At 65.9% G+C, this 13,155-nt stretch carries 13 protein-coding genes; 4 read left to right on the top strand and 9 right to left on the bottom strand.

Translation table 11 applies throughout. The annotated features are described in order from the left end of the window. The 6 genes from AXW83_RS14040 to AXW83_RS14060 form a co-directional block, all read right to left on the bottom strand. The gene (locus AXW83_RS14040) at positions 1–1,179 is read right to left on the bottom strand and encodes a Re/Si-specific NAD(P)(+) transhydrogenase subunit alpha (protein ID WP_066614484.1); all 1,179 of its coding nucleotides are present in this window, start codon (positions 1,177–1,179) and stop codon (positions 1–3) included. Between the two features lie 42 nt (positions 1,180–1,221). Next, positions 1,222–1,509 carry an aa3-type cytochrome c oxidase subunit IV gene (locus AXW83_RS14045; RefSeq protein ID WP_066614485.1) on the bottom strand — a complete coding sequence of 96 codons (288 nt, stop codon included), beginning with the start codon at positions 1,507–1,509 and terminating at the stop codon, positions 1,222–1,224. 170 nt (positions 1,510–1,679) lie between these two features. Beyond that, entirely contained in the window at positions 1,680–3,047 is a 1,368-nt protein-coding gene (locus AXW83_RS14050) for an ABC1 kinase family protein (RefSeq protein WP_066614486.1), read from the bottom strand. Between the two features lie 108 nt (positions 3,048–3,155). Further along, complete coding sequence (locus tag AXW83_RS28050; RefSeq protein ID WP_257722102.1) at positions 3,156–3,281, bottom strand: hypothetical protein; 126 nt, start codon at positions 3,279–3,281, stop codon at positions 3,156–3,158. 6 nt (positions 3,282–3,287) lie between these two features. After that, positions 3,288–3,674 (bottom strand): type II toxin-antitoxin system death-on-curing family toxin, encoded by a 387-nt coding sequence (locus AXW83_RS14055; protein ID WP_066614488.1) that lies wholly within the window; start codon positions 3,672–3,674, stop codon positions 3,288–3,290. Next, a complete protein-coding gene (locus AXW83_RS14060) occupies positions 3,671–3,937 on the bottom strand; it encodes an AbrB/MazE/SpoVT family DNA-binding domain-containing protein (RefSeq protein ID WP_066614490.1) in 267 nt (88 codons plus the stop codon). The genes AXW83_RS14055 and AXW83_RS14060 overlap by 4 nt, the downstream gene beginning before the upstream one ends. A 225-nt stretch (positions 3,938–4,162) precedes the next feature. Here AXW83_RS14060 and AXW83_RS14065 point away from each other — a divergent pair, with 225 nt between their 5' ends. Beyond that, entirely contained in the window at positions 4,163–4,612 is a 450-nt protein-coding gene (locus AXW83_RS14065; RefSeq protein ID WP_168166097.1) for a MaoC/PaaZ C-terminal domain-containing protein, read from the top strand. Continuing rightward, positions 4,612–6,237, top strand: coding sequence for an acyl-CoA synthetase (locus tag AXW83_RS14070; protein WP_066614494.1), 1,626 nt, complete (start codon positions 4,612–4,614; stop codon positions 6,235–6,237). The genes AXW83_RS14065 and AXW83_RS14070 overlap by 1 nt, the downstream gene beginning before the upstream one ends. Before the next feature lie 151 nt (positions 6,238–6,388). Here the strand turns inward: AXW83_RS14070 and AXW83_RS14075 are convergent, their stop codons facing one another. The 3 genes from AXW83_RS14075 to AXW83_RS14085 are packed head-to-tail and all read right to left on the bottom strand — an operon-like array spanning position 6,389 to position 9,742. After that, on the bottom strand, positions 6,389–7,243 hold the full coding sequence (locus tag AXW83_RS14075; RefSeq protein WP_066620495.1) for a PPC domain-containing DNA-binding protein: 855 nt from the start codon (positions 7,241–7,243) through the stop codon (positions 6,389–6,391). Then, entirely contained in the window at positions 7,240–8,832 is a 1,593-nt protein-coding gene (locus AXW83_RS14080) for an acyl-CoA synthetase (protein ID WP_066614496.1), read from the bottom strand. The genes AXW83_RS14075 and AXW83_RS14080 overlap by 4 nt, the downstream gene beginning before the upstream one ends. A 46-nt stretch (positions 8,833–8,878) precedes the next feature. Further along, positions 8,879–9,742, bottom strand: coding sequence for an IclR family transcriptional regulator (locus AXW83_RS14085; RefSeq protein ID WP_066614497.1), 864 nt, complete (start codon positions 9,740–9,742; stop codon positions 8,879–8,881). A 290-nt stretch (positions 9,743–10,032) separates the two neighbouring features. Between AXW83_RS14085 and AXW83_RS14090 the strand changes: the two genes are divergently transcribed. Both AXW83_RS14090 and AXW83_RS14095 read left to right on the top strand, forming a co-directional pair. Continuing rightward, positions 10,033–11,901, top strand: a complete 1,869-nt coding sequence (locus AXW83_RS14090; protein WP_082767127.1) for a TRAP transporter large permease — start codon at positions 10,033–10,035, stop codon at positions 11,899–11,901. Positions 11,902–12,117: 216 nt separating this feature from the next. Then, on the top strand, positions 12,118–13,137 hold the full coding sequence (locus AXW83_RS14095; protein ID WP_066620499.1) for a TRAP transporter substrate-binding protein: 1,020 nt from the start codon (positions 12,118–12,120) through the stop codon (positions 13,135–13,137). Positions 13,138–13,155: the final 18 nt, after the last annotated feature.

Below are 13,155 nucleotides of genomic sequence, written 5' to 3' on the forward strand. Positions count from 1 at the left end.
TTAAACGCTCCCCTCGACGGCAGGCGCGGATTCGACAGGTGCGGGCTTGGGCACGAAATTCGGATGGACCACCGCGCCGTCTTTGGTCAGGGCGGTCGCCTTCACCAGTTCGTCGTCCCAGTTCACCGCGAGCTTCTTTTCGGCCTTGTCGATCAGCGTCTCGACGAAGGCGAACAGGTTCTTGGCGTAGAGCTGCGACGAGGTCGCCGGCAGGCGGCCGGGCACGTTGAGATGGCCGACGATCTTGACGCCGTTGGGCGTCACGAAGACCTCACCCGGCTTGGCGAGTTCGCAATTGCCGCCACGCTCGACCGCGAGATCGACGATCACCGAGCCCGCCTTCATGCTCTCGACCATCGCAGCCGAGATCAGCTTCGGAGCCGGACGACCGGGGATCAGCGCGGTGGTGATGACGATGTCCTGCTTGGCGATGTGGCTGGCCGTCAGTTCCGCCTGCTTCGCCTGATACTCTTTCGACATTTCCTTGGCGTAGCCGCCCGATGTCTGCGCCTGCTTGAACTCGTCGTCCTCGACGGCGAGGAACTTCGCGCCCAGCGATTCGACCTGCTCCTTGGTGGCGGGGCGCACATCGGTCGCGGTCACGATCGCGCCGTTGCGGCGCGCGGTCGCGATGGCCTGCAGGCCGGCGACGCCGACGCCCATGATGAAGATGCGCGCAGCCGGCACCGTGCCCGCCGCGGTCATCATCATCGGCAGGGCGCGACCATATTCGGCTGCACCGTCGATCACGGCGCGATAGCCCGCGAGATTGGCCTGCGAAGACAGCACGTCCATCACCTGGGCGCGAGTGATCCGCGGCATGAACTCCATCGCGAAAGCCGCGACATTGGCCTTGGCCAGCGCGGCCACCGCCGGCTCGCTGCCATAGGGATCCATGATGCCGAACACGAGCGCGCCCGCCGGCAGGCCGGCGATCTCGCTCTCACCGGGGCGGCGGACCTTCAGGACGATGGCGGCGCCGGCCAGCGCCTCAGTCGCGCTTTTCGCGATCGTGGCACCGGCGGCCTCGTAATCCGCGTCGTTGATGCCGGAGGCAACGCCTGCCCCCGTCTCGACGACGACCTCGGCCCCGAGGCCGATGAACTTGCGGACGGTTTCCGGCGTCGCGGCGACGCGGGTCTCCGCCCCTTGCGTTTCGGCTGGCACGGCTATGCGCATGGCGGGGCGGGGCCTCTCAGGCTGGACGTGGAGACGAAGGCTTCAGAGCAGGACGAGAGCGAGCATCATCAAGACGAACGGAACCGCCGGAGCTTTCCAGCCGATCGACTTCGACGCAAGCCCGACGCCGGCCGTGATCAGGGTCAACAGCGTACCGATGAGCGCCACGCCCCAGGCGTGCTTGGTGCCGCCGACCGCGAGCACCGCGACGATAGCAAGGCAGGCCACGGTGCCGACTTCGGCGAAGTGGATGAAGCCCTGATAGGTGCGCTCGTGCTCGGCGTAGTCCATCTGCGGAATGTCGCCGGCGTGGTGTCCGTGGTCGGCCATGAAGAATATCCTGGATACGTTTGGGTCTCATGCCCTGTAGCGCACCCTTGGCGGGTCGGCAACGGAGTGGAAGACCGCCCGCGACCGGCAACTGCCGCAACGCGAGCCGCGGGGACGCTATGTCACGCCGCCCTGCCTGTAAATCGGCCTAGGCGGCAAAATTCTTCCGTTTATTCCGGCCGCGACAGACCATTCTTCTCCAGCAGGGCCTGCTGCCGGCTCGCCACGGCCGCAGTTTCGAAGTGCTCGATCTCGGTTTCGAACAACCGGTGGAAGTTCAGCTCGGCATCCAGATGCAGGAAGACGCCCCCTAATCCGATCGCGGCCCGGTCCATGAAGACGAACTCGCGCGGCACCTTGACGGGCCCACGTTTCTTCAGGGCCTGGTGCACCTCGAAGGCCTGCCTGCGGCCGTATTCCGCCGGGCTGACCCCTTCGGCGATACGCCTGACACGGTCCTCCAGCAGCGGCCCGTAGATGAACTTGGCCCAGATGTTCAGCGTATCGACCAGCTCCCTGGTCAGGCCCTTGAAGCCCCAGGTCTCGTAGGCATGGACGACGCGCGCCTCGTCGCCCTCCAGAATGCCACGATAGAGATCGACCACGCCGCCGACGAAGCTCGGCGGGAAGATCCGGATGCAGCCATAATCTAGCAGGTTGATGCCCTGCGGCGCGCCGTCCTCCGAGAACACCGTGTAGTTGCCCAGATGCGGGTCGCCATGGATCACGCCGTGATGGCTGAAGGGCCGCCACCAGGCCTTGAACATCGCCGTCGAGATGCGGTCGCGGGTCTCCTGCGCATCCTGCTTGTGGTCGAGGATGCGGTCGCCCTCGAGCCAGTGCATGGTCAGCAGGCGCCTGGTCGACAGCGACGCCTCCAGCGCCGGTACGCGTACCTCAGGCGTGTCTCTCAGGATATCCTGATACAGCGCGACATGCTTCGCCTCGCGGACGTAATCCAGCTCCTCGCGCACCCGCGCGCCGATCTCTTTGGCGATCTCGCTGGTGTCGATCACCGGGTCCATGCGCCGGTGCAGCGCAAACAGGATTTCGAGCTGCGAGATGTCGGCCTCGACGGCCGATTCCATATCCGGATATTGCAGCTTGCAGGCGAGTGCGACGCCCTCCGTCGTGGTCGCGCGATGCACCTGCCCGAGCGAGGCCGCAGCCGCCGGCTTCAGGTCGAACTCGCCGAAGCGCTCGCGCCAGTTCGCCCCGAGTTCGGCCATCATCCGTCGCTTGACAAAGGCAGCCCCCATCGGCGGCGCCTGCGACTGCAGCTTCTGCAGCTCCTCGGCATATTCGGGCGGCACCACGTCGGGGATGGTGGCGACGAGCTGCGCCACCTTCATGATCGGGCCCTTCAGGCCCCCCAGCGCCTTGGCCAGCGCCTCGGCATTGGAGGCGTTGCGCCCCTCGATGCCGAACAGTCGCGCCCCCGCGATCCGCGCCGCGACCCCGCCGACATTGGCCCCGACACGCGCATAGCGCGCCGCACGGGCGGAAAAGCGATTGGCTTCGGCGTCGTGGTCGGACATGGGGCGCTCAGGTTTAGGGCCGAGATTTCGACAGCATGTAGGCCGGACTTGCGTCGTTGCCAGTGCAGCCTATCGCCTCACCCGCGCGCCGCCAGATCAGCCCTCACCTCAGCCACACTCGTCCGCCTCGATGCCGTCCGCGACGATATCGGGAATCGTGAACGGGATTCCCGGCTGGCGCTCTATGCCCCAAGGGCCGTTGATCGCGGCCTCGATCCAGATGGGGGTGGTCACGCAGGCTCAGTCCTTGGGCCAGTTGTCGCGGATCCAGCGGGTGAGCCCATCCTCGTCGACCTCGCCGGCCGCGAGCGCGAGGATGGCGGCGGCAATGGCCTCGTTGGTGACAGCAAGCGCGACGCCGTTCAAACCAAGGAAGGTAACCATGGCCAGAAGCGCAACGCGCTTGTTGCCGTCGATGAAGGGATGATTGCGGGCGATACCGAAAGCATAGCTCGCTGCCAGCGCCGCAAGATCGGTTTCGCCATAGGCATGGCGGTTGATCGGTCGCGCCAGGGCCGATTCGAGCAAGCCGATATCGCGCACCCCGTCAGGCCCGCCAAACTGCGCAAGTTGCTCGGTATGGATGTCGATCACGGCCTTCGTCAGAAGCCAGGTCGGCTCGCTCACTTGGCCAGCTCACGCAAAGCGCCAGCATACTGCTTCATCGCTTCCCGAGCGATCGCCATCGTGCGTGCATGAAGATCCTCATGCGGCACGAGCTTCACCTCGCGGTCCGGCTGCCGGACGACGGTGAACCTGTCGCCCTCCGTCAGATCGAGACGCGCCAGCAATTCCTTGGGAAGGATGAATCCAACCGAGTTCCCGATCTTGCGAAGCTGCACGACATCGGAAACGGGTTCGCCTTCCGGCGACGCTACAGTCTCGCTCATGGCAGAATCCTCTGGCCGTTATACGAACAGTATAACGCGAACGGAGGCCCAATGTCATCCTTATGCCCTGCCGGCAGGAACGAGCCCCTTCTTACTCGCCGCCCCTGAGCCATCCGTCTCGCCATTGCCGCAGACCTGCCGTGAGCAAAAACGCCGGCCGACGATATTGTCAGCAGCGCCCGATCGCGCGCCTAATTGCGGCAACCAGAAAACGGGATGGAGACGATGGGCCTTTACTTCGAGGATTTCGATCCGGAACAGAGCATCGTCACGCGCGGCCGCACCGTCGGCGAAGGCGACATCACGCTGTTTTCCGGACTGTCGGGCGATTTCAACCCGCTCCATGTCGATGCCGAATACTGCGCCGGCACGCAATTCGGCGAGCGCATCGCCCATGGTCCGCTGACTCTGGCGATGGCGATCGGCCTGATATCGCAGCAGAATCTGATCGATGCCACAACCATGGGCTTGCTCGACCTGCACTGGTCCTTCGCCGCCCCGGTCAGGATCGGCGATACGGTTCATGCGGTGGTCAAGGCAGTGGACAAGAAGCCTTCCCGAAAACCCGATCGCGGCGTGGTGACGCTCCAACTCGACGTCTTCAATCAGCGTGGCGAGCAGGTCCAGACCGGCCATCTCAAGCTCCTGATGAAGCGCCGGCCGGAGCAGGACTGATGCTGGAGCGCCGTGCGACCTATGCCGAAACCGCCGAGCATTTCGCCTGGCGGATCCCCGAGCACTTCAACATCGGCACCGCTTGCTGCGACCGCCATGCCGACGGCAGCGGCAGGCTGGCGCTGATCTACGACGACCCTGACACAGGAGTCGCCACGACCAGCTTCGATGCGCTGAAACGCAGCTCGAACCGCATCGCTACCATGCTGCACGGCCACGGCATCGCCGCGGGCGAGCGCGTCGGCATCCTGCTGCCGCAGCGGCCCGAGACGGCCATGGCCCATATGGCGATCTACAAGATGGGGGCCATCGCTTTGCCCCTGTTCACGCAGTTCGGACCCGACGCGCTCGAACATCGGCTCCAGCACAGCGGCGCCAGCGCGCTGATTACCGACATGGAGAACATCGGCAAGGTCGAGGCGATCCGCGACACTTTGCCCGATCTCAAATGCATCTTCGTCATCGGCGGAGCCGGCCACCTCGATCTGCATAACGAGATGGCGAAAGCCTCGGACGACTTCACGCCGGCCGACACGCGGGCCGAAGACCCGGCCCTGATCATCTACACCTCCGGCACCACCGGGAAGCCGAAGGGCGCGCTCCATGCCCATCGCGTGCTGCTCGGCCACCTGCCCGGCGTGCAACTGCCGCAGGAGTTCTTCCCTCAGACGGATGACCTGTTCTGGACCCCGGCCGACTGGGCCTGGGCCGGCGGCCTGCTCGACGTGCTGCTGCCGAGCCTCTATTTCGGCGTGCCCGTTTTGGCCGCGCGCGCCCGCAAATTCGATCCGGAGGCCGCCTTCGACCTGATGGCCCGCCACAGGGTCCGCAACGCCTTCCTGCCGCCGACGGCGCTGAAGCTGATGCGGCAGGTCCAGAACCCCCGGCGCTTCGGCTACGCCATGCGCTCGATCGGCACCGGCGGCGAGACGCTCGGCGCCGATATGCTGGCCTGGAGCCGCGACACCTTCGGCTTCGAGGTCAACGAGTTTTACGGCCAGACCGAGGCGAACCTGATCGTCTCGAACTGCGCGAGCCTCTTCCCCGTGGTGCCCGGCTCGATGGGCCGCGCCGTGCCGGGCCATCGCGTCGCAGTGATCTCGCCCGACGGCAAGGAATTGCCGCCGGGCGAGCAGGGCCTGATCGCGGTCGCAAGGCCCGATCCCGTCATGATGCTGGAATACTGGCGCCAGCCGGAGGCGACCGCGGCGAAATTCGTCGGGGACTGGCTCGTCACCGGCGACACCGGCGCGCGCGACGAAGACGGCTATTTCTGGTTCCAGGGTCGCGACGACGACATCATCTCGTCGGGCTCCTATCGCATCGGGCCGGGCGACATCGAGGACTGCATCATCCGCCACCCCGCCGTGCTGATGGTCGCGGTCGTCGGCAGCCCCGACCCGGTTCGAACGGAGGTGGTCAAGGCCTTCGTGCTGCCCAAGCCCGGCAGCGAGCCTTCGGAAGCGCTGGCAGCCGAAATCCAGGCCTTCGTGAAGGAGCGGCTGGCCGCCTACCAGTATCCTCGCGAGATCGAATTCGTCACCGAACTGCCGATGACCGCGACGGGCAAGATCAGGCGCAAGGATCTGCGCGATCTGGAGGTGGCGAGGAAGCGACAGTCTTGATCAGACTCAACGCGGGTCATTCCGGACAAGCCGCGACAGCGGCGCCGATCCGGAATCCATCGTAAGGCACCCTCGGTTCTCTAGGATGGATTCCGGGTCTCCGCTTCGCTGCGCCCGGAATGACGGCCGTCTGGATCGGCACAGTCGCGTGCTACCCCGCTTCCAGCACCAGCTCGAACGTCATCAGCACCGGATTGTCGCCGCGCTGCAGCCGGCCCTGCGCCATCGCGCCGGTATAATCGACCAGCGCCACGTCGATCTCCGACTTAGCCTCCCCTACCTCGATCACGACATGGCCGGCCTCAATCGCGACCTCCGTGGCGAAATTCTCCACCACCCTGCCATCGTCAAAGCGCGCACCGATCGTACTGCCGACGCCGCCATGGATCGTGGCGCGCACCACGCCGCGCTCGCGGCAGAACTGCTCCAGCGCCGTGGCGAGATCGATGTTCGGCAGCACCCGCACGGCGAAGAACCGCCCCTCCCGCGTCGCGCCCAGAAGCTCGGCCCGGACCGGCCCGAACAGCTTGAAATTGGTCTCGGGGTCGGGGTTCGCGGCAAAACCCGCCCCGTCGAGCCCGACCGCGGGCAGCGTGATCGCCTCCGCCACCGTCGTCTCGTCGGGCAGGATATGCCCGCCGCTGCGCTTGCCAGAGGCCTCCGTCCAGAGCGCATGGCAATGGAAGAACGGCGCGCCGTCGCGCACGCCGAAGGTCATCGTGCCGGTCTCGACGCGCGCGATGCCGGCAGGACGGAAGATGTCGCTGTAGAAGGCCGCATGCTCGGGCGTTTTCGACAGCGCCGGCATGACATAGGCGAAGGGCGAGAGCGCCAGCCCCTCGACCCGTACCACGCCGCTGGTGAAGCCGGCCGCCGCAAAACTCCGCCGGACCGATTCCAGCAGCGTCAGCCCCGGCTGCAGCTGCATATCGAAGCGCAGGCCATGGCTCTCGACCCACTGGATGCGCTCGGGCCCGGCGGGTCCAGGTTGCGCGATCCGCCTCACGATTTGGGGCTCCGCAGCCATTCCAGCTCTCCGCGCGCCTCCAGCTCGTCTTTCACCAGGCGCTTGGGCACCTTGCCATAGCCGGATTTCGGCAGCGCCTCCCAGAAGAAGAAGCGCTTGGGCATCTTGTAGCGCGCGATCTTCGCCGACAGGAATTCGGCGATCTCGGCCTCACTCGCGGTGGCGCCCGCACGCGGCACGCAGACCGCGACGCCGATCTCGCCCCAGACCGGATCGGGCAGGCCGAGCACCGCGACCTCTGCGATGGCGGGATGGGTCAGAATCTTCTCCTCGATCTCGCGCGGATAGATGTTCGAGCCGCCGGAGATGTACATGTCCGACGCCCGGCCGGTGATGTAGACGAAGCCCTGCTCGTCCATGTGGCCGAGATCGCCGGTGCGGAACCAGCCATTGCGGAAGGACTTCGCATTGGCCTCGGGGTTGTCGTAATAGCCGGCGAAGACGGCGACACCGATGACGCAGATCTCGCCCTGCACCCCGGGCGCGACCACGGTGCCGTCATCATCCTGGATCTGCACCTCCATGCCGGTGCGCTCGTAGCCGCAGGTGCCGATGCGGGCATCAGGGCCGTCCTCCGGCTCGTGCAGCGCTGGCGGCAGCACGGTGATGTTGCCGGTCACCTCGCCCAGTCCGAAATACTGCACGATGACCTTGCCGAGCTTTGCGAGCGCCGCCTTCTGGTCCTCGCGATACATCGGCGCGCCGGCATAGATGATGTAGCGCAGGCTCGAATGGTCGTGCGCATCGACGGCAGGATGCTCGACCAGCATCTTCAGGATCGTCGGCACGGTGAAGATGTTGCTGATCCGGTATTTCGCGATCAGGCGGTAGGCCTCGTCGATGTCGAAGCGCTCGGTCGGCAGCAGGATCGAGGGCGCGCCGCGCGCCGCGATCACCAGCTGGTGCACGCCCGCTCCATGCGACAGCGGCGCGACCACAAGCGAGGCGTCGGCCTCGGTCGCGCCGGGCACCAGATCAGCGAGATGGTTCGTCACCACGAAGCCCATCTGGCCATGCGTCAGCACGGCGGCCTTGGAACGCCCGGTCGTGCCGGAGGTGAAGAAGAACCAGCACGGATCGTCATGCCCGACCGCGGCGTTGGCGACGCTCTCGCCGGCATGGCGCGCGATCACGGCATCGGCATCGTCCTCGCCGAAATCCCCGTCGCCGATCCGCCAGATGAAGTCGGGCGCCGGGCTCGATGCGGCGACGGCCGCGGCATGTGCCGGGAAATCGCCGTGGCAGATGAACGCCCTGGCCCCCGAGGACGTGGCGAGATAGCCGACCTCGTCGGGCAGCAGCCGAAAATTCGTCGGCACCCACACTGCCCCCAGCCGGAAGGCGGCGAACATCGAGACGAACATGGTGTCGCAGTTCTTGGAGTGGATGAGAATCCGGTCGCCCTTGCCGATCCCGCGCAACGCGAGGCCGGCGGCCAAGGCGGAGACGCGTGCATCGATCTCGCGCCAGCTCAGCACCCGCTCGCCCCAGATAAACCCCGGCTTGTCGCCATGCCGGCGCGAATTCTGGCTGGCGATATGGGCGAGGTTCATCACCCGCTTCGACATCGGCGCGAGCCCGCCCTTGGGTACGCTGGATGGGGATGCTGTCACGTCAGGCACTCCTGGTTTCGGCATTCGCGCGCAGCGGCGGCAAGGACCGCTCGCCGGGCACGCGCTTGGATCCGAACATCTGCGCCAGCAGCCGCTCCATCCGCGCCACCTCCTTGGCGAGATGAGCGGCAAGCTCGCTCTGCCGGTCCGGCAGCATGCGGCTGTCGATCGCCGCCAGGCTGAAAGCACCGGCGACGTGTCCGTCGGGATAGCGGAAAGCAGCACCGATCCCCCAGGAACTGGCGACGAGCCGGCCGGGGTTGAGCGAGAAGCCCTGCGCGCGGGTCAGCGCGATATCGGCCTTCAGCTGCGGCGGCGGGAAACCGGGATAACGGGCTAGCAACGTCGGCTCGTTGGCGGTCATGACGCGGTCCACATCATCGTCGGGTAGCGCCGCCAGAAGCGCGAGCGAGCCGGCGCCGACGCCCAGCGGATGCTGGTCGCCGCTCTGGAGGGCATGGGTCCGAACCGGATAGGTCCCCTCCTCCCGATGCAGGCAGACCGTATAGGTTTCGCGCCGCACCGACAGGAAGCTTGTATCGCGGGTCACCTCCGACAGGCGCCGCAGGCTCTCCATGGCGAGTTCGAGCAGCCCGTGCCGGCGCGCCGCGAGTACGCCGAGCACGAAGGCCTCCTCGCCAAGGCAGTACTGCCGCGTTTCAGGCTCCTGCTCGACGAGACCGGCCCGCATCAGCGCCAGCAGCAGTCGCCGCGCCGTCGGCTTGTTGAGCCCGCTCTGCAGGACGATCGCGCTCAAAGGCAGGCCACCCGTCGGCTCGCGCCCGATCAATGCCAGCAGCTGCAAGGCGCGATCGACGCTCTGCGAGCCCGACAGCTCGGCGCGCGCTTCCGGGAGTTGCTCCACCTTGGTATCCTCGACAGGTCCATGATCTGGACCCTATTCTTAGGAAGGAAGCGTAGTGGCACCCTTTGCGGATTGCAATGCGGTTTGCCTCGTGTAATCTGCCGCCCGTCCGGACGTGATGCCAATCACAGTGTGGACCGCGTCGAAAGCTGATCAACAAGCATAAGATCGGCGCGAATGGGAGGATCAGGACCATGTCGTTACAGGCGACCCGCCTTGCGGGTGCGAATCCGACTGCGCCGCCCGCCGCAATCGCGGCCTGTGCGGCCAGCCGGATCTAGGCCGGCGCCATGGTCGACGTTGCCGACAGCATCGCCTTGCCGCAGGGCGCGATCGGTGCGGAGGATGTCCGTCCGGGCTCCGCCATCATGCGCCCCGTCGAGATCGTCGCGGCAGCTCTCGTTGCGCTGATCATCTGCGTCCTGCTGCTGGGCGTGACCTCGCGCTACGTCTTCTCGCTGCCGGTGATCTGGATCGACGAGGTCGCCTCGATCTCATTCCTCTGGCTCGCCATGCTCGGCTCGGCCATCGCGATCGACCGCAACGAGCATCTGCGGCTCAGCCTCTTCGTCGGCATGATGCCCAGGCGCCTGAGCGAATTCGTCCAGACGCTGGCGCTGCTCGTGGTCGCGACCTTCCTGCTGGCGATGATCTATCCCGCGATCGACTATGCGATCGAGGAGAGCTTCGTCACCTCGGCGGCGCTCAACATCCCCAACAGCTGGCGCGTCTCGGCGCTGAGCGTCGGCATCATCCTGATGTCGCTGCTGGCGCTGCGCCATGCGGTCAGGACCTCGCGCCTGACGGACCTGCTGCTCGCCGCCGCGATCATCGCGGTTGCGGCGGGGGCCTTCTGGCTGCTGATGCCGGCGCTGAAGGGGCTCGGCTACTTCAACATCCTGATCTTCCTCGTCGGCGTGGTGACCTTGTGCCTCGTCGCCGGCGTGCCGATCGCCTTCTGCTTCGGGATGGGGACGCTCTGCTTCCTCGCCTTCTCGACCAGCGTGCCGATGATCGTGATGGTCGGCCGCATGGACGAGGGCATGTCGAGCATCATCCTGCTCTCGGTGCCGATCTTCGTCATGCTCGGCTGCATCCTCGACGCCACCGGCATGGGCAAGGCGATCGTCGATTTCCTCGCCTCGATGCTCGGCCATGTCCGCGCCGGCATGTCCTATGTCCTCCTCGGATCGCTCTTCCTCGTCTCCGGCATCTCGGGCTCGAAAGTCTCCGACATGGCGACCGTGGCCCCGGCCCTCTTCCCGGAGATGAAGCGGCGCGGCTACCAGCCCAAGGAACTGATCGCGCTGCTCTCGACGGGCGCGGCGATGGCCGACACCGTGCCGCCCTCGATCGTACTGATCGTGCTCGGCTCGGTCGCCGGCGTCTCGATCGCGGGCCTGTTCAATGCGGGCTTCGCCATCGCCATGGTGCTGCTGCTGGCGCTGGCGGTGCTGGCGCGCTGGAAAGCGCGCAAGGAGGACATGAAGGGCGTGCGCCGCGCCCCGGCCGCCTTCATCGGCAAGACCGCGCTGATCGCCGGCCCGGCGCTGATCCTGCCCTTCATCATCCGCAGCGCGGTCGGCGGCGGCATCGCAACCGCGACCGAAGTCTCCACCATCGCCGTGCTCTACGCGCTGATCGTCGGCATCGTGCTTTATGGCGGCATCGGCTGGAAGAAGTTCTACGCCATGCTGGTCGAGACGGCCGCGCTCTCGGGCGCGATCCTGATGATCCTTGGCACCGCGCTCGCCATGGCCTGGGCGCTGACGCAGACCGGCTTTGCCCGCGATCTCGCCAATGTCATGGTCGGCCTGCCCGGCGGCTGGCTCACCTTCATGGCCGTTACCATCGTCGTTTTCATGATCCTCGGCTGCGTTCTGGAGGGCCTGCCGGCGATCGTGCTGATGGCGCCGCTGATGTTCCCGATCGCCAAGAATCTCGGCATCAACGACGTGCACTATTCGATGGTGGTGGTCACCGCGATGAACATCGGCCTGATGACGCCGCCGATCGGCATCGGCTTCTACATCGCCTGCAAGATCGGCAACGTCTCGCCCGACGACGCGATGGGCGCGATCTGGCCCTATCTGATCGCCCTGCTCGCCGGCCTTGTCATCATTGCGGTGATCCCCGGCCTATCGACATGGGTGCTTTAGGGATGGCAGCAGCTTTTCACACCCCCGTATCCGTCATTCCGGGCGCAGCGAAGCGGAGACCCGGAATCCATCGCAAGGCACCGTCTTGCCTTATGATGGATTCCGGATCGGCGCCGCTTTGCGGCTTGTCCGGAATGACGGCGAGGGTGACGGAATGACGTTCAGCTGAAAACGTTTCGACGCGACCAAAAACAAACGACCCAGGGAGAAATGACCATGACCATCTCACGCCGCACCCTGCTGCAGGGGACCGCCGCCGCTGGCGCCATCGGCACATTCAGCATCGGCCGCTCGCAGGCCCAGACCGCCGAATTCACCTATAAATACGCCAACAACCTGCCTGTCGCGCACCCGATGAACATCCGCGCAAACGAGGCGATGGAGAAGATCAAGGACGAGACCAAGGGCCGCGTCGTCATCCAGGTCTTCCCGAACAACCAGCTCGGCTCCGACACCGACATGCTGAGCCAGGTCCGCTCCGGCGGCGTCGAGTTCTTCACGCTGTCGCCGCTGATCCTTTCGACGCTCGTCCCCAACGCCTCGGTCAGCGGCATCGGCTTTGCCTTCCCGAACTACGACGCCGTCTGGAAAGCCATGGACGGCGAACTCGGCGCCTATGTCCGCGGCCAGATCGCCAAGGCCAACCTCGTCGTCATGGACAAGATCTGGGACAACGGCTTCCGCCAGACCACGAGTTCGAAGGGACCGATCGCCACCCCCGACGATCTCAAGGGCATGAAGATCCGCGTGCCGGTCTCGCCGCTCTGGACCTCGATGTACACTGCCTTCCAGTCGGCCCCCGCCAGCATCAATTTTGCGGAGGTCTACACCGCCCTGCAGACCAAGATCGTCGACGGGCAGGAAAACCCGATGGCCATCATCTCGACGGCAAAACTGTTCGAGGTGCAGAAATACCTCTCGGGCACGAACCACATGTGGGACGGCTTCTGGTTCCTCGGCAACAAGCGCGCCTGGGAGCGCCTTCCGGAGGATCTGCGCGCGATCGTCGCAAAGAACCTCAACGCCGCCGCGATGCTGGAGCGTGCCGACGTGGCCAAGCTCAACGCCAACCTCAAGGACGACCTCGTCGCCAAAGGCATGGTCTACAACGAGGCGCCCGCCGCCCCCTTCCGCGAGGCGCTGCGCAAGGCCGGCTTCTATGCCGACTGGAAGAAGAAATACGGCGACGAGGCCTGGGCGATCCTGGAGAAGGCAGTCGGCAGCACACTGAGCTGAGGCTCATCGATTCCAACA

The organism is Bosea sp. PAMC 26642 (assembly GCF_001562255.1).
In the GTDB taxonomy this organism is placed as follows: Bacteria; Pseudomonadota; Alphaproteobacteria; order Rhizobiales; family Beijerinckiaceae; genus Allobosea.